We start from the raw sequence: 20,052 nt of genomic DNA, 5'->3' as shown, positions 1-20,052 counted from the left end.
ATTCTATCGAGACTTGGCGCAATCGCCCATGGCCGTCATTCCCCCGGCTGCGCGCCCCGGTAACTCAAATCCAGCAAATCCATCGGGTGCGCGATCCACAGTTTCTGCCGCTGCACCTGCGCTTCGCGCATCACTTGCAACAGGCAGCCAGCGTTCGCGGTCAGGATCAGGTCGGCGCCGGTACTGAGGATGTTTTGCATCTTGCGCTTGCTGAGGCGGGCCGACATTTCCGGCTCGGTCAAGTTGTAAGTCCCGGCCGCGCCGCAGCAGATTTCGGTTTCCGGCAAGTCGACCAGTTCCAGGCCTGGCACTTGCGCTAACAGGCGGCGCGGGGCCTCGCGGATTTTCTGGGCGTGGCCCAGATGGCAGGCGTCGTGGTAGGTGGCGCGGCGATTGATGGCGCCCTTCGGCGGGATCAAGCCGAGCGTTTCCAGGAAGTCATGCACGACCTTGATCTTCGCCGCGAATCGCTCGCGATCTCCCTCGCGGCCGTCGTGCCAGTGGTGTGGGTAATCCTTCAACATCGCCCCGCAGCCAGCCACGTTGACGATAATCGCGTCGACATCCTGCGTATCGAACGCGGCCATGTTCGTGTTGGACAACTCACGGGCCGGCTCGCTCGCGCCGGCGTGAAAATGAATCGCCCCGCAACAGACCTGCGAGCGCGGCACGACGACGTCGCAGCCGTTTTGCTGCAGCACCCGGGCGGTGGCCCAATGCGTGTGGCGGAACATCACGTCCGCCACGCAGCCGGTGAACAGCGCCACCCGCGCGCGGCGCGGGCCGATCGCCGGCAGGAACTCGGGCAACGCCGGTTCCGCCTTGCGCGGCGGCGGCAGTGTGCGCATGAGTTGGCGCAACCGCTGCGGCACGAGATTCATTGCGCCGCTGGCTTCCAACAATGAAAACACCCCCAGGCGCTGCGCGACCCTTGCCGGCCACAGCAAGGGTCGCATGCGCTGGGGGTAAGGAAAGAGTCCAAACAAAATCCAGCGATGAAACCAATCACGCGATTTCGCCGGCTCATCGCCCGCAGCATCCATCGCGATCCGAAAGGGCTCAATCAGTTTCCCATATTGCACGCCGGAAGGGCAAGCCGTCTCGCACGCCCGGCAGTCGAGACACAACTCCAAATGCCGGCGCACCTCATGGTTGAGCGGCAACCGCCCGTCGGTCACGGCGCGCATCAAGTAGATGCGCCCGCGCGGGCTGTCGTTCTCATTCCCCAATTCGACGTACGTCGGACAAGCCGCGGTACACAATCCGCAATGCACGCAATCGAGAAACAACTCGTAATCAATCCCCGCCCCCGGATTGCGCGACCCGTGGGAAAGAATCGGCAGCGGATTGTCATCAGTCGCGTGAGTCACAGATCACAAGCCATAAGTAAGAAGAAGCCAAAACAACCCCAGCCGAGCACCGTATCGTCTCTCGCCTTTCGCGTGTTTCGCGTGTTTCGCGGGCTAATAAACAAACCGCCCAGGATTCAGAATCCCCGCCGGGTCGAATTGCTGTTTCACCGCCAGCATCACCGCACGATCACCGCGCCCGTTCCCCCAGGTCAATTGTCGAGTCAACTCCTGTCCGGGGCAACTCAGGACGATAACATTGCCGCCCGCTTTGACGGCCATGGGCTGCAAATCTTTGAGAATCAACCGCGAAACATCCGCTGGCGCAACATCATGAAAGGCGAGATTGACGATTCCATTGCCGGCTTGGGACTGAAAGGAACTCTTGCCGGCGTTCCGCTCCAGTTGCGTCAACACGGTTCCCAAACGGCTCGGCAACACATTCATGCGCACAACGAGTGGCGCCTCAACCGTCGCGGCGAAGTCGGTGAGCGTCTGACGTTTTGCGCCAACGTCCGCAGTTGCAGTGATGTCATGCACTGAAAGCTCACCGAAGCCTTTCTCCTGCCGTTCCGCGGCCAACCGTTCTAGTATCCAAGCGACTTCGGCCGCGGTTCCTTCGACGCCAATTGCCATTTGCACGTTGTCTTGCCAAAACGGGCCGCCGTTAAGCTCGATTGCTACAGGCGTGGCCTGCGACTGTGACAATGCCTCGCAAAAGCCTTCCGCGCACGCGACACCATTCAGGTCGCATACGACCCACGCTGTCGCCTCCGGAATCGGCTTCACCTTCAGCGTGACCTGCGTGATCACCGCCAAGGTGCCGAGCGACCCCGTGAGGAGTTTGCAGAAATCATAGCCGGCTACGTTTTTTACCACGCGGCCGCCAGCCTTGAACGGGACGCCGCGGCCGTCGACGGCGCTGATGCCGATGACGTAGTCGCGGATCGTCCCATGCCCGAACCGGCGCGGCCCGCTCCAATTCGTGGCGATCACCCCGCCGATGGTGGCTTGTTCCGGGAACGGCACGTCAATCGGCAACTGCTGCCCCTCGGCCGCCAGCGTCGCGGCCAACGTCGCCATCGTCACGCCGGCTTCGACCGTGATGGTCATATCCCGGGCAGGATAGTCGACAATCTGGGTGAGTTGCGAGGTCGAAAGCCCAATCCCCGGCTCCTTGGCCGGCAATCCGTACGCCAAGGCCGTCCCGCCTCCGACGGGATAAATCGGCGTCTTCGCGGCAAACGCGGCCCGCACCTCGGCGGCCAGCGCCGCCTGATCCGGCGGCGCGGCTTTACGCTGAATCGGCAACGGCGAAGCGTCAGGCATGAGGGGCAAGCAGGGGCGCGGCGGCGGTTTCGAGGTTTCTTGATGTTAGTGTAGGAACCGCTGAATCCGAAGGGAGGGAGTCGCCCAACCAACAATCAAGCGTTGCGAAAAAGCGATCCAGACGCCGAGACGCTCTCGATGAAATCGCGGCGATGCCCGCACAACGGCGCCTCAGCGCTAGTTGCGTCGCCTTTCCCGGCAGGCGAAACTCTTGGTATCTCGAACGTCGGCGCCGTCCTGCGCTCTTCCCACTCATCTTCCTACTCCAATCCGAATAGGGCTCCATCCATGACCACTCGCCGTAATTTCCTGGCCGCATCGGCCGCCACCGCCGCGCTGGCCGCGATGTCCAAGACCGCTCGCGCGGCAAAAAGTCCCAACGAGCGGCTGCGCCTCGGCTTCATCGGCGTCGGCGGCCGCGCGCAGCAGCATCTCGATTCCGCCATTCATCTGCAGACCAAGAATCAATCGGTCGAAATCGTCTCGATCTGCGACGTCTTCAATCGCTATCGCGATGAAGTCAAAGCCAAGGTCAAAGCGGGCGTCGGCCAGGAACCCACGGCCACTGGCGACTACCGCGAAATCCTCGCCGATCCGACCATCGACGCCGTGGTGATCGCCACGCCCGACCACTGGCACGCCAAGCAAACGCTCGACGCCCTCGCCGCCGGCAAAAACGTCTATTGCGAAAAGCCGATGACGCACACCGTCGAAGAGGCCCTCGCCGTTTATCAGGCGTGGAAGTCCTCCGGCAAAGTGATGCAGGTCGGCGTGCAATCGACTTCGCAGCCCATCTTCCCGGCGATCCGCGAGCGGCTGCAAAAAGGCGATATCGGCAAGGTTCTGCAATACCAGACCGAGTACTACCGCAACTCCGACGTCGGCCAGTGGCGGTACTACGAGCTGGCCAAGGACATGAACCCCAAGAACGTCGATTGGAAGATGTTCCTCGGCACGGAATTCGGGCTCGCCCCGGAGATGCCGTTCGACCGCGCCGTGTTCGGCCAATGGCGCTGCTACTGGCCGTTTGGTTCTGGCCTCTACACCGACCTCTTTGTCCATCGCACGACGGCCATGTTGCTCGCCACGGGCTTGCGCTTCCCGGGCCGCGTGGTCGGCGGCGGCGGCATTTATCTCGAATACGACGGCCGCGACGTGCCGGACGTGGCCACGGTCGTCGCTGATTTTCCGGAAGGCGTGCAGGGCCTCGTCACGGCCACGATGTGCAGTCAGGAGCAGCCGCTCAAGCACACGATTCGCGGCCACGGCGGTTCGATCATCACCGGCAATGGCGAAGACTCTACAGGCTACGATCTGGTCGCCGAACGTCCGCAAGCCACGCACGATCGCTCGTTCCAGTCGGAGCGCATTGAAATCGGCACGCTCGAGGATTCGTCGCTGACCCACTTCGACAACTTCGTGGAAGCGGCCCGCGCCGGCGATCCTCAGAAAGTGAACTGCTCGCCGGAACTCGGCGCGGCGGCAATGACGGTCGTCAAACTCGGCGCGATGAGCTATCGCCAAGGCAAAGTCTTCCACTTCGATCGCGACACGATGACCATCAGCGACGGCAACAGCTCCTGGGCCGACCGCTGGGAAAAGATGTCACACGATCGCTCCAAGCCGGTCCACATCCCGGGCTGGAACGCCGGCGAACGCGGCAGCCAGCTCTATCCGAAGGCCTACCAGGAGCTCGGCGGACCGTGGACGAACGACGTCGACCCGGCGACTTAGTCGCCGCTTCGATATCGCAGTACCGCGTTCAAACTTGAGATCGCAACAAGGCCCGCCGGAATTGAACCGGCGGGCCATTTGTTTAGCGCATTTGCGGGTCGAAGCACAACAGAGCGTAGCGCAAGCGAGCGGGGGTTGGCGTCGATCGATCGCCAACGTCGCACACAATTAAACGTTAACTCTCCCTCGCTTGCGCGTCGGGCACGTGGTCCATCACACGTCGAAATTCGGGTGGAGTAAGAGAGTTGAGTGGCTGGGGTCGAGCGTACTCATCCGCCCCCAGGCCGTTCCACTGGGGTCGAATGAGTACATTCGACCCCAGCCACCCGAACGGCTATGTCGGTGTTGGGAGAGGCGACTTAGCTCCCCAGGATCAACGGGCGGGGAATGGCTTCCCGGCTGGTGAGGATAAAGATCTGCACGTTCTGCCAAGAACCATTCGGGCCGAACTTGGCCAACGCCTGGGACGACTTCAAGTTGTCGACAGGGTTGATGCTGAGGTAGTGGTCGTACCACTCATTGATCAGGATGAGCCGGTATTCCGTGCTGTGGATGAAGCCGTAGGCGATATCCGCGCGGCCCGTACCGGCGTTCAAGCGGCCCACGTGGAAGTTGACTTCCGACGCGCCCGCCGTGCGATTCAAGAGCTTGTCGTAGAGTGCGTTGACGTAGCCGGCGTTGGTGCCGCCGCCCTGCGTGGCGTAGAACTCGCCGGAGCCCACGATGCCCGCCAAGACCTGCGGCTCCGTGACGCCGTGAGCCATCGCATTCAACCAGAACTGAATGCCGCCTTCATCGGCCTGACGTCCCAAGAACCGAGGATAGAACCCGTTCACCGGATCGGCGATCAGCCAGCGGCGATATTCGACCGAATTCAGGAAGCCGGCCACAACATTGCCTGGCGGGTAGCCGTTGAGCAACACCTTCGACAGCGTGGTCAATTCGCCGGAACTGCCCTCGCGTTCCAGCACCACGCGGTAGAGCGTCGTGGCGTAGCGTTCGGCCGGAATGCCGCAGCCGTTGCAGAAGCCGCGATTACGGAACCGCGTGCCGCCGCCGCCCCCGCCGGTGCCGTCCGTGAAAATGAGGTTCTTCACCAACACGTCGGTCGTGAGATTCTGAGCATCGGTTAAGAACCAGGTCGTCTGGCGATCGGTCAAGAGCGGATTTTGCGGCGGAATGGTGTGCTGATAGTACACGTTCTGCATCACAGCCTGCACCGCCGCCGTGGTGGCCTGGGCATTGAACGTGACGACCAGTTGCCACCTCAGCAAGTCGTTCGGATCGGGTGCGAAGCCGAAGGCGCCGATCTGGACGTTGTTGAAGAGAATGGCGCCGCCGTTCACGTCAATCGAGTCAACGCCTGGCCCGTCGTCAAAGATGCCCAACGTCTCCTGCGCACCGTTAATGGCGTTCGCACCGGTCCCCGCGGTGGAGAGCACCACGGTGAAACGCAATCCCGCGTAGGAGATGCCCACCGGCGCGGTAACCGTGGCTTGCGGATCGAGGATCATTTGAATCGGGTTGCGCACCGAGTACCGGACCGGATTCGGCCCTGGCAAGGAGATGTTGATGTCCGGAGTTTGCTTTTGGTAACGTTGGAAGAACACGCCCTGGCTGTCCTGCTGGGCCGTCAGGTTCTGCGTGCCGTTGCCGCTCCAGGCGACAAAAATGCTGTGGTTTTCGGGAGCGTTGCCTTCGTCCGCGCGGACGGCCACGCCGGAAAGGCGTTGCGGGCCGGCGAGTGACGTATTCACGCGGAACAGATTGCCGACCTGCGTACCGTTGGCCAAGAAACGCTGACCGAAAACGCCGCCGCCGGTGAGATCGGTTTCCCCGGGAACGGCGTCGCCGTTGAAGTCGACCGTGGCCGGTCCAACGCCGTCCCAGACAATCGTGAAATCGCCTGTCTCGGGCACGACGCTGACGCGCGAGAACCGCTGCGCGCCGGCAATGGCCGTATTGGTGGCCAACATGAAACGATCGCCGACGTCCTTGGCGACCGGGGGCGCGGCGACACCCAGCGGAGCGTTAAAGCGCCGGTAGAAGACCTCGGTGTCTCCGGTCAGAATCAGGGGATCTTCGTTGAGCTGAGTGGTCAAGGTATAGGTGACGACGAAGTCGCCGGAGTCGGCGATATCGACCGAGTTATACAGGTCGTTCAGAATGCCTGTGGCGGCCGTGAATACGGGACCAAATTGCCCGTCCGATTTACGGAAAAACCGGCCGAAGGATTCGTAGTCGCCGTTGATGTCGTTGGCAGCCGACCAAATCACGACAAAGTCGCCGTTCGCGTTCATCGCCGCGGTCGCGAGACGCTCGACTTGCGTCGTCGACGTGTTGACTTGCACTTCCGTGACGTCAATCGGAACGCCGCCGGCCGTGAAGCGCCGCATGAATACGTTGCGCTGCGAGTTGAGCGAACCGCTGACTTCATCGACCGTCCAGACGACGACATAGTTTCCGTCTTTGTCGATGGCCACCGACGGGAACTGCTGAGTGGGATCTTGCCCAACGCCCGTCGGCACCGTGGTGTTAACCAATCGCTCGCCTGCGTCACGCGGGTTTCCCGCCGCGTCGAAGCGTCGCATCCAAATGCCGGTCCCGTCGACCTGGTTCTGCGCCGGAAGGTCGGTCGGGCGACCGCCGGTATTAGTGCCATTGCCGTTCCAGACGACCACGAAGCTTCCGTCAGGAGCCACAGCCACCGATCCGAATGCCTGCTGGCCCGGTTTGGTGATGTTCACCTCCACCGGAGAGGTAATGGCGATGTTTCCATTGGCGGGAACCCGCCGAAACCAAACGCCGGTCTGGGTACCGCCGTTGTCGGCGGGGGCATCAGTGTTGGGACTGGAAAACACGATCACCGCGGCGCCGTTCGCGTTCATGTCGACGGATTGCGGCGAGTTTTGCCACGTCACCTGCGGAGTCGTAATCAGCGGATGAGCCCGGGTTTCGAGCCCGACCGGAACCACGCTCATCAGGTGGCGATGTTCGAGCGACTCAAGCTGCAGCGCGTCGCGCAAAGGAGAACGGCGAGCCGGCTTCCGTCGCGAGCGGGTGCTGGATTGCCAACCAAGAGTGCGGGCGAGGCGATTGAAAGCTGACGACATCGTGCTGTTCCGAGCGTGTTGTGTGACGCTAAAAAGTGAGTATTCCCAAGTCCGTCGGACGAGCGTGCCAGGAGAAGGGTATCGCATAGCGCAAGTTACGGCGATAAACCGACTTTGGACGCTAAATCGGGCGCCGAAGTTCCTCGGTTCCCCCCCAGCGTGCTGCCATCCGTTGCGGAAATGTTGACCTGCGTGGCGCTGCCCAGCCATCGGGAGCGCCGGTAGGACTTTTTCAGGGAATCCTCAATCAATCCATCCTAGCCAGATGCGTTGGAAATCCGCAAGAAAAAAAGCGCGGCGCTGGCCGGCCCGCGGGTGGCCGCCGACTCAATCGTGGGGGAAGGATCGCGCTGATCCTGTAAAAAGTCAGCTCGTCGCCCCGGGATGAACCCATTCGGTCGACCCATCGGCCCAGAGTTCTTGCTTCCAGATCGGGACGGTGACCTTGAGAGTATCGATCAGCCATTTGCCGGCCTCGAAGGCGTCGCCGCGATGGGCCGAACTGACTGCCACGGCGACGCTGGCTTCCGTTAGTTCCAGGCGGCCGAGCCGATGGACGATGGCGCATTCCACGAGCGGCCACCGACGCCGCGCTTCGGTTTCCAATTCCGCGAGTTTCCGTTCCGCCATTTCCGGGTAGCACTCGTAGTTCAGCGCCAACGTGCGCCGCTCGCCTGTCATTTCCCGCACCGTGCCGAGAAACAGAACGACCGCGCCTGCCAGGGGCGTAGTCACTTTCTGCAGGAGCACCGCTACGTCAATCGGCTCGTGAGTCAGGGCGTTCATCGAATTACACTAGCCCGTAGCGCCATCGAGGGGAAGAGGACGCCGGTGATGTGTTGCCGCGAACGCCGAGGCAACTTGCTTGACTAGTGCGTCGCCGGTGGTCGGTTTGCTTGGCGTAATCGGTTTGTTTGACACCGGCGCCCCGCCCCGCGCAGGCGCTACGGACTTGTGTGTGATCTTACCCGCCGCTCACCGGCGGGATGCAGGCCACTTCCGCGTCTCTTGGAATCACCGTCGCGTCGGCGGCATATTCGCCGTTCACGGCGAAGAGCAGTAACGTCGCCAGGTTCGATAGCGACGGATAGCGTTCCAGCAGCATTCGGCGCACATCGGCCACAGTCCCGCGCTCCGGCAATGCCAGCTCAACGGATTCAGCGCCGGCGATTTGCTTGGCCACGGCGAACAACTTGACGCGGATAGTTTGACTCATAGTTTCATCTCGCGCTGCTCATCAACTGGTGACCAGATCCCTAGCCCGGGCACTCACCAGTTTGGAAACCTCCGGCATCACGCCATAGGCCAGCGCCAACAGCTTGAGCGGATGGATCGTCGGTTTCGTGGAGCCCTGTTCCATCTGCATCTTACACGTGCAGCATTCCGTGGCGCCCACTTGCCAGCGCCCGCCGCGGACCGCGGAAATAAGTTTCCAGCCGGCGCGCAGGCTGTTGCGGTAATTGGCCCGCTTCATCCCGTAGATGCCGGCCATCCCGGAACAGCCGTGATCCAAGCGGTGGACCGTCATGCCCGGAATCAAGCGCAGCAACCCTTCGCCCGGCGCGCCGATCTGCAGCGCCCGTTGATGGCACGGCTGATGATAGCCGACTTCCAGGTTGAGCGGTTTGAGATCAAGCCGGAGTTGTCCTTCGACATGGAGCTTCCACAAATAGGCGCAGGCGTCGCTGGAATTCGCCGCGACAAGGGAAACATCTTCATCGGTGACGAGTTGGGCGTACTCATGTCCCAGGCACAATGCCGCGGCTGGCTCCGTGGAGACGATGTGATACCCTTGCCGCACCGCCTCGGCGAGGATCGCCACGTTGTGCGTGGCCACTTTGCGGGCCTCGTCAATCGCGCCGCTCGCGATCAGCGGCATGCCGGAGGCCCATTGCCCCGGCGGAACATAGACGGCAATCCCGTTATGCTCTAACACAGCGACCAGAGCTTCCGCCAACTGCGGGTCGTGATAGTTCGCATAGGTATCGACGAAGTACAGCACCTTGCGATCCGTGCGCCGCGTCGGCCGGGTCAGCCTTCGCCGGGAGGCCCGCCGCATGAAGTTGCGCGTCGCCCAGCGCGGCAGCTTGCGGCCGCGGGCGACGCCGAACGTCTTCTCCATCAACCAGCGCGCGATGTTATTGCCGATCGCCCAATTCGCGACGGTGCTGAACGACGATGCCAGCGAGCTCACCTGATCGATCCGGCTGAACAACCAGTCGGAGACGTTCAGCCCGTTATTGACGACGAAGGCGCCGCGCGCTTCAAGCATCAATTTGGGAATATCGACTCCCGCAGCGCATTCCAGCCGGCACATGTGACAATGCACGCACAGATCGACGACGGCCTTCACGTCTTCCTTGAGTAATGCGTCCGCGGGAAGTTCGCCCGCCAGTACGCCGCGAATCAGATTCGCCTTCGCGCGGGGCGAAGCTTCTTCGCCCGGTACGGCGCGAAAAATCGGACACATCCGCAATTCCGCCTCTTGCGATCGGCAGGCGCCGCAGCCATTGCAATTGCGCGCCGCGTCCGCGAAATCGGCCCGACTCCAATTGAGCTGGATGGCGACGACTTCGCGCGGCGTGGTTTCACCGTCGGGCGCGGCTTCCGTCGTGACGAGCGCCGGTTGCGGCGTGCCGGACGGCCGCAGGATTTCGCTCAGTTCCAACGGAAAATCGGTCGTGACTTTGTTCGGATTGAGTAACCGATCCGGATCGAAGATCGCCTTCAACTCGCGAAACACGTCGCAGAGCGGCCCGTATTGCTTGCGCAGAAACGGCGTGCGGCTCAGCCCGTCGCCGTGCTCGCCGCTGATCGTGCCGCCGACTTCGAAGACTGCCTCGTACAAATCGCTGGCGAGATGTTGAAGCGTCGCGACTTGTGCGGGATTGGTCAGATCCATAAACGGGCGAAGGTGAATCTGCCCGTGCCCCGCGTGAGCGAACAGCGACGCGGTGACCTGGTGCCTTTTGAGCACGTTCTGCATCGTGACCATGAAGCTCGGCAACACGCCGACGGGGACGGCGAAGTCTTCGACATACGGCACCGGCCGCGTCGCCCCTTTAACGCGATACAACGTGGGAATCACGTTCCGCGCCAACTTCCAATAGACTTCGCTCTCATCCGGTTCGACCGTCTGCCGAAAGCCGAACGCCAGTTTCCATTGCCGGCAGACGCGATCGACGACTTGCCGCAATCGATCTAGCACTTCGGCCGGGTTGTCGCCGTCATGCTCGACGAGCAGCACGGCTTCGGCCGCTGGCGGCACGAGCAAATCGAACCGCACGTCGGTCTCGCGCGCCAAGCTCAAGTGCCGCCGATCCATCAAGTCGCAGGCCGCGGGGCTGAGCGTGAGGACTTCCTGTACGGCCCGCGTGGCGTTTTCCAGTCGATCGAACAACAGCAGGACGACGCCGCGATGGGCCGGGATCGGATCGGTCGCCAGCGTAGCTTCGGTGACAAACGCCAGCGTGCCTTCGCTGCCGACGAGCAATCGCGCCAGGTTAAGATGCTCCGCCGTGAACACGTCCCAGAGGTGATAGCCCGAGCGATTCACCAGGCTGCGCGGACGGTGCTGTTCGATTAGCTCACGATTACGCGCGACGAGATCGGCGACGCGATTCACCACCTCGCGTTTTTCTTCTTGCGGATCCTGGCTGCGGCCCACGGTGAGCGGTTCGTCGCCGACGCGCAAGACTCGGCCGTCGGCCATCACGATTTCCAATTCGCGCACGCGGCCGCGCGCCGAACCGTAGCGCAGCCAATGGCTGCCACCGGAATCGACGCCGATCACGCCGCCGAGCGTGGTCACCGCCTGGGTCACCGGATCGGGACCGAACATCCGACCGAGCGGACGTAACGATGCGTTGAGGCGACCGAGCGGCAACCCCGGCTGCACGCGCACAGTTGCGTCATCGACCTGAATCATCCGCCGCATGTAGCGCGAAAAATCGACAATCAGCCCCTCGCCTAGCGATTCGCCGGCCAGTCCCGTACCGGCGCCCCGGGCGTGCAGCGAGATCTTATTGGCGGCCGCATACTGCACGGTGGCGACGACGTCGGCCGTGCGGCGCGGACGCACCACGCCGAGCGGCCGCAGTTGATGAATACTGGCGTCGCTGGCGTACATCTGGACGAACACGTCATCGCAACGAACATCCCCGGCGATCAATCCGCGAAGATCGTCCTGGATGCGCTGGCGGGAATCGTCCATGGAGGGAGCGGGGAGTTTTCAGTGTTCAGTTTTCAGTTTTCAGTATTTGCGCCGGCAATCTCTACACTAGCCCGTAGCGCCAGCGAGGGAGAATTGAGATCGATTGCAGTTAGAGATCGAAATCTCAGTTGGATCGCGTAGAAGCAACCTAGAGTTTGGTCCGTTGTCAGCAAGCGGCGTCAACTCTCCCTCGCTGGCGCTACGGGCTGGTGTGGGCGCTCTCCGCGAGCCGGATTTTCTCTTGCCGATAGCGTTCGTGGGTTTCCAAATTGAAGGATTGATATCGTTCGATGTCCGGCAGGCCACGGTACAGTGCGCCGCAACGGTAACAACAGATGGCGTCGCCCATGACCAGGTACAGCACGACGTCGATCAGGGCCGTGGCGAACAAGAACGCGAACGCCCACAGCGGCTGATAGTAGTACCAGGCCACGGAGCTGAGCGCGAACCCCGTCACGACAATCGCCACGCCGAGCCGCTGGGGAAAATCCTTGCGCACGAACAGGTCGTGGCTGGGACAGGCCAGGCAGCGCCGCAACAGCCCATCGTCCCAGGCATCGGCCGGCACCTCGAGTTGCAGGCCGCATTGCGCGCAGGGCAATCGCTCCTGGCCCGGCGACCATTCGGTCTGCGCGGCCTGCTCGCAACTCGGGCACGGAAACGTGATTTGCATCGTTCCATCATAAGGGAAACGGCGTCCGCTGGGAGAGGAGCTGGGCGGTCAACTCCCCCAGAAAAGTCGTGATCACGCCCACATATAAAATGCCCGTGGCGCTCTGGGTGTTCGGAATCTTGAGCGTTTGCCAGGTCATGCCGGCCACCACCAGGCTGCCGACAATTCCGGCCAGCCACCGCAAGGCGAGCATCGCCTGAAAAACGCCAGTCTCCAAGGCGCCGCTATCGCTCGCCACGGTGAACCCTAGACCGACGCCGCTCACGACCGCCCGTAGTACGATCGCAGCGGCCATTCCGAGCACCAATTGGCGCAATGGCGCCAGTTTCATTCCCGGGGCGTTCAAGTACCAATGCCCCAGCAGCATGGCGCCGATGGTCATACCGAGCGTCAGGCCGCCGGCGACCGGGTCCAGGCGGAACAACAGTTGGTCGCCGAACGTCGGCGGCGACGGGAGCACGGTCTCTTGCCAGGCTCCGAGCAGCCCCAGCAGCCCGACAACGCCAATTGCCGGCCGTCCGACATGCGGCAGTTCGTACAGCCACAGCACGGCGCCGACATACGAAACAATGGCCGCCGTCGTGGGAATCCAGGCCGTGAATCGCCCCGCTTCATCGGTCCAGGCCACGGCGGCCGCCAGCACGTTCAACCCCAGCAGCACGTAGAGGTGATTCCGAAAGAACCCGCTCGTGACTTGCTTCGGCGAAGTGATCGCCATAGCGAAGGCGAGGCCGAGACTAAGGCGGTAGAGGAACTGGAGGAGAACGAGCACGGGGAGAGAGGAGAATGGAGGAGTAAAGGGGCTGAGGATTAAAAGAGTGAACAGGTTGTGGCACGGTCTCCCGACCGTGACACCGGGTTGACCGAAGGTCTCCACGCGCCGCAATCCAGCGCCGTGTCACGGTCGGGAGACCGTGTCACAACAAAGATGAGATCAGTTCAAGGCCTTTCGACTGCTCTTCTCACTCCGCTACTCCTTTACTTCCCCAAAAACTTCCCCAACCGCGCGAGCGTCTCCGCCTGCGCCAGCTCCAATTTGCCGAAGCCGTATTCCGCTCCGGCTGCTACGGCTGCGGCTTGGTGGTCCGCGTAGTTCGTGACCACCATCACCGGTGTCGCCGCGATCTTGGGATCGGCCTTGATCTCCTTCAGAATCTCGAGGCCGTCGGTGTAGTCTTCATCCAATTTGCGATTGATTAGCACCAGATCGAATTTGCCGGCGCGCAGTTGCGACAGCGTATCGGCCGGCAAATGCGCGCGGACGATCTCCACGTCGAAGTTGGCTTCGAGCATGGTGCGAATCGAAGTATGATCCGGCACGCACTGGCCGACGTCGAGAACACGCCTGGACATGAAAAGAATTCTATTCGAGGAAACGAGTCGTTGGGATGAATGACGAATTTCTAAATCGGTATGTCGAATCAAATCCGAATGACGAATGTCGAATGATTGGTAGCGCGACTCGCGTAGTGGCACGGTCTCCCGACCATGACACCGCCCCGACCGAAGGTCTCCATGCATCGCAAACCCGCAACGTGTCACGGACGGGAGACCGTGCCACAACCCGCATCGTCATTCAAGCATTCGACATTCGTCATTCGGATTTGATTCGTCATTCCGATTTAGGACTTCGACATTCCCTCATTTTCCGCCTTCCGTGATCGCGAACAAGTGCGTCTTGTTCATCACGTACAGGACGTTGTTGGCCACCAGCGGCGTGCTGTAGACCGAGTTGCCCATGTCGATTTCGGCGAGGATCTCTTTTTCCGGGCCGGTCTTGAAGATGGTCAGCTTGCCTTCTTCGTCGCCGACGAAAACTTTGCCGTCGACCACGAGGGCTGTGCCCCAACTGGCCGCGAACAGGTCGTGCGTGTAGTACGGCTTGCCGGTCTTGGCGTCGACGCAATGAAACAGACCGGAGAAGTCGGGCAGATAGAGGATGTCGTCCTTAATGGTGGCCGTGCCGCACGTGCGGTGCATGGTCTCCTCGAAGGCGAATTCGCCGTCGCCATCAAGATCGAACTTGTCGTAGTGCCAGACCACGCCGGAATTCGGATTCGGCCGGGCGACTTCCCCATCTTCGCCGTTGACGGCCTGCAAGCGCTTGGGAGCGATCGGCGTCTTCAAATCATCGACTTTGAACGCCAGCTCGCCGCTGATATCGCCGCGCTTCTTGGGATCGATGCACCAGAGATGCCCGATGCCGTCGCCGTGTTCCGGATCCTGGCCAACTGCGAGGAACACGAGGCCGTTGTGCACCACGGGCGTGGCGATGATCTCGTTTCGCGTGCCGGCGCCACCGAGGATGTACTTCGATTCCTTCGGATTGGCGTCGAACTTCCAGAGCAATTCCGGTTTGCCGTTCTGCCCGGCGTCGGCTTTGAAGCTGTAAATCCAGGCGTCGCCGCCGGCGAAGATCACTTGCGGCACGCCGTCAATCTCGGCGTACGCTGGCGACGACCATTGGCCGTGCAGGATGTTGAGACCGGGCGAGTCATCGGTCCAGAGCACCTTGCCGGAGTTCTTGTCGACGGCGATGAAGCTCGGGGCCTTCGGCGCCGGCAGATTCACATGACTATTGTCGACGCCATTCGACGTGCAGATCCACAGGATGTCTCCAGTCGCGGTGATCGAGCAACTGCACATGTTGTGCTGGAACACGCCCAGGTCCCGCATCATGTCGAGCACCCAGATGCGATCGGATTCGTCCTTGTTGTTGCTCGGCTCGGCGTTGTAGGGACCGTCGTTCTCGCCGTCGAGAAAGCCCTCGGTGTCGAGGCAAATCACTTCGCCGCGGCTGGTGACGAACCAGGCGCGATTGCCTTCGACGTACGGTGCGCAACAAATGCCCATCAACGGCCAATCGTTGACGAAGCCCGTGGGGAGTTTTTCACTGCTGTCCTGCCACAGGAAGCTGCCGTCCGCGTCGTTGAGCGCGACCAAGCAGCCCAAGTCGACGGCCGCGGGATAGCGCTTCAGGTAGCCGGCGCCATTGTTCGTACCGACAAACACCTTGCCGTTCGCCACCACGGGATTACCATAGCTCTGCGAGCCGAGCCGGGCGACCCACTTGATGTTCTCGCTTGATTCCCGATCCCACTCGCCGGTCTTTTTGTCGAACTCACCGATATTCCATGCCGACGGAATGTTCGTGCCTTCCGGCGTGTTATTTCGCGCGGGCGTTCCGCCCCACTGATTCCAATCGCCAGGACGAGCGAGCGCGGCTTCGTGCGCCGGCGTCGTCGGTTTGGTCGGCGCAGCGGCCGTGCGAATGACCTTCTTGGCGGGCGAAGGTTGGCGGGCGTTCTGTTGGGCGAGCAAATTCGTCGCCGCCGCGACCACGCAGCCAGCCATGAAGGCCAGCGTCAAAATAAACCAGGGGCGTTTCATGCGGTAAATCCAGAGAGAGAAAAAGCAGTTGCAGTGGAGCAAAGGAGCACGGGAGAAAAGTAGCGAGGAGAAACGTCTCCTTTACTCCTCTTCTCCTCCCGTCTACTCCACTCCTACTCTCACATTGTCCACAAACAACTCCGCGTTGGTTGCGTCGCCGTAGAGTCCGGGGCTGCCGATGGTGTTGGGGATGTTGTCTTCGGCCTCGATCGTCCAGGCTTCCGGCTCTTGTTCATCGCGCGGCCAGACCTTGCCTTTCAACACTGCCTTGCCGTCGACGTTCTTGGTCTGGAATTTCACCGTGTACCAGACGTCGGGCTGCCAGGTGAACGGTACGCTCCAGCTTTGTTGCGGTTGCGGCGTCCACGTATGCAACGTCAACTGCTGGCTGGCCCCCATCAAGAATAGCTTGTAACGCTGGGCGATCACGCCCATGTCGGGAACCTTGTCGTTGACTTCGGCGCCGCGCAAATCGGCCTGAATCGTGTAGTTCGACAGCGCGGGCGAGCCGAACCAGCCTTGGCTGCGCGTCCCTTTGGGAACGGTCGTCGCCCTGACCATCGCGCCGTTGCCATCCACTTTGCGCGGGCCTCGCTGCACTTCCAATTGCGGGCCGCCCAGCAATGACATGCCCCACGTCCACTTGGCGAGCACCTTTTCGTCCACCAACAATTTGAGACTCGGGTCCATCGCCGCCTTGAACTGCTCGGGCTGCGTGTTTTGTCGATCAACTCCAGCTTGCGAACGATCGTCGTCCATTTCTTTTGCGGCGTGGAATCGTCGACCTTTACCGAGGGCTGCGGCGGACCGGCGAATTCACCGAGCAAATAGACATACAACCGCGCCGCCTGCGGATCTTGCGCCTTGAGCTTGTCGTAGAGATCGACGTCGAGGCCGACATGACGGAAACGAATGCCGACCCAAGTGACGGGTACCACGCCGTCGCTGAAATCGAACTTCCACGGCAATTCCGGCACCACGCGCACCCGGGCGGTTCCCGTCAACTCGCCGACCTTGGCGGTCACGAGCGAAGCGCGATGCGCGGGCAGCGCGTCAGCGGTGTAAACGCCGGAAGCCTCGATTTTGCCCGCGGCGTCCACGGTGTACGTCGCCTGTTCTTCCTTCAGCAATTGCCCCTTGGCGTTGAACAGGCGCGTCTTGAACGAAACGGTCTCTCCCGGCTTGACCAGCGAGTCCCCCGGTACGACTTGAATCTGCGCTGGCTTGGTATCCGCGGCCACGTCGGCTTCGACAGCAGGCGCCGGCGCTGCACTGGCTTGCGGCTCGCCCGCGCCTGGGTTCATGAGGCACACGACGCGCGACGTGGTCGGGATATACAGCCGGCCGTGCGAGACCACCGGCGACCCGTAAATCTCTTCGCCTTCCAACCGCTTGCGCTGCAGGATTTTCACCTTGTCGCCGTTCGGCTCCAGCACATGCCAGGCGCTCGTGGTGCCGGCATAGATGCGGCCATCAGCGTAGAGCAAGCTGGCCCGCATCATCGTGCCGATGAGCTTTGTCTTGGACAGGCTTTCGCCGGTCTTCGCATCGACGACGCGCATCGAACCGGTGTCTTCGCAGAAATACAACTTGCCGTCGATCAGCACCGGCGAGCTACGCCCCACGGCAACGTCCTTCGTGCGCCAGAGCTCGCCCGATTGCGTGATGTCGCCAGAAAGCGTGGCGTTGATCGCGCACACGGCGCCCATCGAACTATCGTCACGATTCTCTTCGCTATTGCCCATGTAAACGGTCTCGCCCACGACCATCGGCGAGCAATTCAACCCGCGCGGCGAGAGGGTGTAATTCCAGAGCGGTTTGCCGGTGCGCGGTTGGAACGACCAGACGCCGCCGTCGGACGAGCCGAAGATCATTTGCGCCTGGCCTTGAATCACGGCCAGTTGCGGCACGCTGTAGGTCGTGTCTTCCGGTTGCGGCCGAGTGCCGTTGATCCAGCGCAGTTCGCCGGTCGCTTTGTCGAACGCCAGGAAGCGATGCGTCGGCCGGGCTTGATCTCCCCACCCGGTCGTCACCGCGCTGATGATCGCCAGATCGTCGAACACGACGGGCACGTTGGTCCGTCCGCCGTAGACGTTGACCATGCCGAATTCTTCGCCTAGCGAGCGCGACCAGATCGTCTTCCCGGTCTCGCCGTCGATGCATTGAAACATCCCCTGCACGCCGAGGGCATAAACATGGCCGGTCGCCGGATCGCCGACGCAGTACGACCAACTAACGCGCGTATCCGGCACGTCGCACAGGAAGACGTTGAAGATGTTTTCCCACTTCGTCTCGCCCGTCACCGCGTCGAGGCAGATCACCTTTTCGCGCTGCTTTTCGGTAAGCGGGTCTTGAATCGCCAGCACGTAGACCTTGCCGTTCATGACGAGCGGCGTGGATCGCGTCGGCGCGGACTTATTTTCCCAGACCTGCGTCGAATCATCCCATTTGTCGGGGATGTTCGACTCGCGCGAAATGCCGTTCTGCTCCGGCCCGCGCCACGAAGGCCAATCGAGCGGGTCGGCGGCGTTGGCCGAGTATCCCGTCCCGAGCATCACCACACAGGCCAGAGCAACGCTGCGAACAAACGGCGGAATCGCCGTGCCAGGATTCAACATGATCGACTCGCAGGTGGGCAAAAATCGCGGGTCAGGCGAGGTTTTCTATGCCCTTGTAGGATACGCCGACCGGAGCGCACGGACAAGCGGTGGCGGGGTCCCTATTGGTGGGGGCGCGAGGGGAGTTTTAATCAGCGCCAAAAAGACAATGGGCGGGGGAATGACGAATTTCTAAATCTGAATGTCGAATCGATCGGACTCAAACTCCGCATGAACGCCCGACACTTCGTCATTCGGATTTGATTCGACATTCAGATTTCGTCATTCGTCATTCATCCGCCTCGGTTCACAGCAGTTCGCGGATCGCCTGTCCCTCGGAGACTGGGATCGGGCGGCCGTCGGCGGTCTGGTAGGTGATGGCGTGCGGATCGTATCCGAGGGCTGTGAAGACCGTGGCGTGGATGTCGGCGGGCGTGACCGGTCGGCTGCGCGGCACGGCGCCGTGGGCGTCGGATTCGCCCACGTATTGCCCGCCGCGGATGCCGCCGCCGGCGAGGACGGTCGTGTAGCACTGCGGCCAATGGTCGCGCCCGGCGTCTTTGTTGATGATCGGCGTGCGTCCAAAGTCTCCCATCCAAATGACGAGCGTCTCATCCAGCAAGCCGCGTTCCGCCAAATCTCCCAGCAACGCTCCGTAGGCCTGCTCCATCGGCGGCACCAACCGATTCTTCAACAGCTTGAAGTTGTCCTTGTGCGTATCCCAAGTGATGCTCGGGCCGTTCACGGTGGTGACAAACTTGACGCCGGCTTCGACCAGACGTCGCGCCAGCAAATGGGATTGTCCCCAAGTGTGCCGCCCGTAACGCTCACGGACTTTGTCCGGTTCCTTCGACAAATCGAAGGCGTCGGCGGCGTCGGCCGAGGCGATCAGCGAGAGCGCCTTCGATTGATTCACGTCCAAGTCGCGGGCGCGTTCGTCGATGATCGGCGTTCCGCGCGCGCCCAACTCGGCGAGCAAACCTTGTCGATCGCGCAGTCGTTCGACGCCGACGTGCTCCAGACGTTTCAATCCGCGCACACCGAAGTCCTTGGCGTTGGGATCGCTGTTCAACACCAGGGGATCGAACTTGGAGCCCAGGCATGAGCCAAATTGCCCCGGCGTGACGTACTGCAAACTGTCGCAATGCGGCTGCGGCGTGATCACATAGGGCGGTAATCGGCCGCTATAGCCGTCGCGCTGCGCGAGCCAGCCGACCAGTGTGCCGAAGCACGGGTAGTCGCTGCGACTGGGATTGATCAGCGTGCTGTCGATCGGATACGGCCGGCCGACAATCGACCAGTACATGGCGGAGTTGTGTTGACTTTGCTCGTGATGCACGCTGCGCACGATGGCGAGCTTGTCCGAATGCTCCACGACATGCGGCATCAGTTCGGAGATCTCGATGCCGGGCGTCCGCGTGGCGATCGGCTGAAACGGCCCGCGGATATTGTCCGGGGCCCCGGGCTTCATATCCCAAAGATCGACGTGGCTCGGGGCGCCGCAGTTGAAGATCAGGATAACGTTCTTGGCCTTGCGACCAGGGGCCGGCGCCGCGATCTCGGCCGCGCGCAACCACTGCGACCAGAATAGCCCGACCGCGCCGCTGCAGAGCAGCGCCCGGCGCGAGATTTTCGGCCGCTCGCGATCCTTGAT

The 20,052-nt window shown here is 61.9% G+C and carries 14 protein-coding genes; 1 reads left to right on the top strand and 13 read right to left on the bottom strand.

Translation table 11 applies throughout. The features are described 5' to 3' along the window. Positions 1–35: 35 nt before the first annotated feature. Together SGJ19_14690 and SGJ19_14685 are read right to left on the bottom strand one after the other, a co-directional pair. A complete protein-coding gene (locus tag SGJ19_14690) occupies positions 36–1,370 on the bottom strand; it encodes a (Fe-S)-binding protein (GenBank protein MDZ4781495.1) in 1,335 nt (444 codons plus the stop codon). 93 nt (positions 1,371–1,463) lie between these two features. Beyond that, positions 1,464–2,678 carry an FAD-binding oxidoreductase gene (locus SGJ19_14685; GenBank protein ID MDZ4781494.1) on the bottom strand — a complete coding sequence of 405 codons (1,215 nt, stop codon included), beginning with the start codon at positions 2,676–2,678 and terminating at the stop codon, positions 1,464–1,466. A 288-nt stretch (positions 2,679–2,966) separates the two neighbouring features. Here SGJ19_14685 and SGJ19_14680 point away from each other — a divergent pair, with 288 nt between their 5' ends. Beyond that, positions 2,967–4,412 carry a Gfo/Idh/MocA family oxidoreductase gene (locus SGJ19_14680; protein MDZ4781493.1) on the top strand — a complete coding sequence of 482 codons (1,446 nt, stop codon included), beginning with the start codon at positions 2,967–2,969 and terminating at the stop codon, positions 4,410–4,412. Positions 4,413–4,771: 359 nt separating this feature from the next. Here the strand turns inward: SGJ19_14680 and SGJ19_14675 are convergent, their stop codons facing one another. The 11 genes from SGJ19_14675 to SGJ19_14625 all read right to left on the bottom strand — a co-directional run. Then, a complete protein-coding gene (locus SGJ19_14675; protein ID MDZ4781492.1) occupies positions 4,772–7,525 on the bottom strand; it encodes a DUF4214 domain-containing protein in 2,754 nt (917 codons plus the stop codon). Between the two features lie 366 nt (positions 7,526–7,891). After that, positions 7,892–8,311, bottom strand: a complete 420-nt coding sequence (locus tag SGJ19_14670; GenBank protein ID MDZ4781491.1) for a molybdenum cofactor biosynthesis protein MoaE — start codon at positions 8,309–8,311, stop codon at positions 7,892–7,894. A 178-nt stretch (positions 8,312–8,489) separates the two neighbouring features. Further along, complete coding sequence (locus tag SGJ19_14665; GenBank protein ID MDZ4781490.1) at positions 8,490–8,741, bottom strand: MoaD/ThiS family protein; 252 nt, start codon at positions 8,739–8,741, stop codon at positions 8,490–8,492. Positions 8,742–8,762: 21 nt separating this feature from the next. Continuing rightward, positions 8,763–11,738: an anaerobic glycerol-3-phosphate dehydrogenase subunit C gene (locus tag SGJ19_14660; GenBank protein ID MDZ4781489.1), complete on the bottom strand. Its 2,976-nt coding sequence runs from the start codon at positions 11,736–11,738 to the stop codon at positions 8,763–8,765. A 199-nt stretch (positions 11,739–11,937) separates the two neighbouring features. After that, a complete protein-coding gene (locus SGJ19_14655) occupies positions 11,938–12,411 on the bottom strand; it encodes a hypothetical protein (protein ID MDZ4781488.1) in 474 nt (157 codons plus the stop codon). Between the two features lie 7 nt (positions 12,412–12,418). After that, positions 12,419–13,183 carry a hypothetical protein gene (locus SGJ19_14650; GenBank protein MDZ4781487.1) on the bottom strand — a complete coding sequence of 255 codons (765 nt, stop codon included), beginning with the start codon at positions 13,181–13,183 and terminating at the stop codon, positions 12,419–12,421. Between the two features lie 206 nt (positions 13,184–13,389). Then, a complete protein-coding gene (locus tag SGJ19_14645; GenBank protein MDZ4781486.1) occupies positions 13,390–13,764 on the bottom strand; it encodes a response regulator in 375 nt (124 codons plus the stop codon). A gap of 288 nt (positions 13,765–14,052) precedes the next feature. After that, the gene (locus SGJ19_14640) at positions 14,053–15,801 is read right to left on the bottom strand and encodes a PQQ-binding-like beta-propeller repeat protein (protein ID MDZ4781485.1); all 1,749 of its coding nucleotides are present in this window, start codon (positions 15,799–15,801) and stop codon (positions 14,053–14,055) included. Between the two features lie 102 nt (positions 15,802–15,903). Further along, the gene (locus tag SGJ19_14635; protein ID MDZ4781484.1) at positions 15,904–16,236 is read right to left on the bottom strand and encodes a hypothetical protein; all 333 of its coding nucleotides are present in this window, start codon (positions 16,234–16,236) and stop codon (positions 15,904–15,906) included. Further along, on the bottom strand, positions 16,227–18,419 hold the full coding sequence (locus SGJ19_14630) for a PQQ-binding-like beta-propeller repeat protein (GenBank protein MDZ4781483.1): 2,193 nt from the start codon (positions 18,417–18,419) through the stop codon (positions 16,227–16,229). The genes SGJ19_14635 and SGJ19_14630 overlap by 10 nt, the downstream gene beginning before the upstream one ends. Before the next feature lie 286 nt (positions 18,420–18,705). Continuing rightward, on the bottom strand, positions 18,706–20,052 hold a 1,347-nt coding region (locus tag SGJ19_14625), incomplete at its 5' end, for a DUF1501 domain-containing protein (protein MDZ4781482.1).

It is taken from the genome of Planctomycetia bacterium (assembly GCA_034440135.1).
Lineage (GTDB): Bacteria > Planctomycetota > Planctomycetia > Pirellulales > JALHLM01 > JALHLM01.
This window is presented reverse-complemented; position numbering and strand designations above follow the sequence as displayed.

Coding starts and splice junctions, on each gene's coding strand:
- SGJ19_14685 (MDZ4781494.1), bottom strand. CDS start 2,678: ATGCCTGACGCTTCGCCGTTGCCGATTCAGCGTAAAGCCGCGCCGCCG.
- SGJ19_14680 (MDZ4781493.1), top strand. CDS start 2,967: ATGACCACTCGCCGTAATTTCCTGGCCGCATCGGCCGCCACCGCCGCG.
- SGJ19_14675 (MDZ4781492.1), bottom strand. CDS start 7,525: ATGTCGTCAGCTTTCAATCGCCTCGCCCGCACTCTTGGTTGGCAATCC.
- SGJ19_14670 (MDZ4781491.1), bottom strand. CDS start 8,311: ATGAACGCCCTGACTCACGAGCCGATTGACGTAGCGGTGCTCCTGCAG.
- SGJ19_14665 (MDZ4781490.1), bottom strand. CDS start 8,741: ATGAGTCAAACTATCCGCGTCAAGTTGTTCGCCGTGGCCAAGCAAATC.
- SGJ19_14660 (MDZ4781489.1), bottom strand. CDS start 11,738: ATGGACGATTCCCGCCAGCGCATCCAGGACGATCTTCGCGGATTGATC.
- SGJ19_14655 (MDZ4781488.1), bottom strand. CDS start 12,411: ATGCAAATCACGTTTCCGTGCCCGAGTTGCGAGCAGGCCGCGCAGACC.
- SGJ19_14645 (MDZ4781486.1), bottom strand. CDS start 13,764: ATGTCCAGGCGTGTTCTCGACGTCGGCCAGTGCGTGCCGGATCATACT.
- SGJ19_14640 (MDZ4781485.1), bottom strand. CDS start 15,801: ATGAAACGCCCCTGGTTTATTTTGACGCTGGCCTTCATGGCTGGCTGC.
- SGJ19_14635 (MDZ4781484.1), bottom strand. CDS start 16,236: ATGGGCGTGATCGCCCAGCGTTACAAGCTATTCTTGATGGGGGCCAGC.
- SGJ19_14630 (MDZ4781483.1), bottom strand. CDS start 18,419: ATGTTGAATCCTGGCACGGCGATTCCGCCGTTTGTTCGCAGCGTTGCT.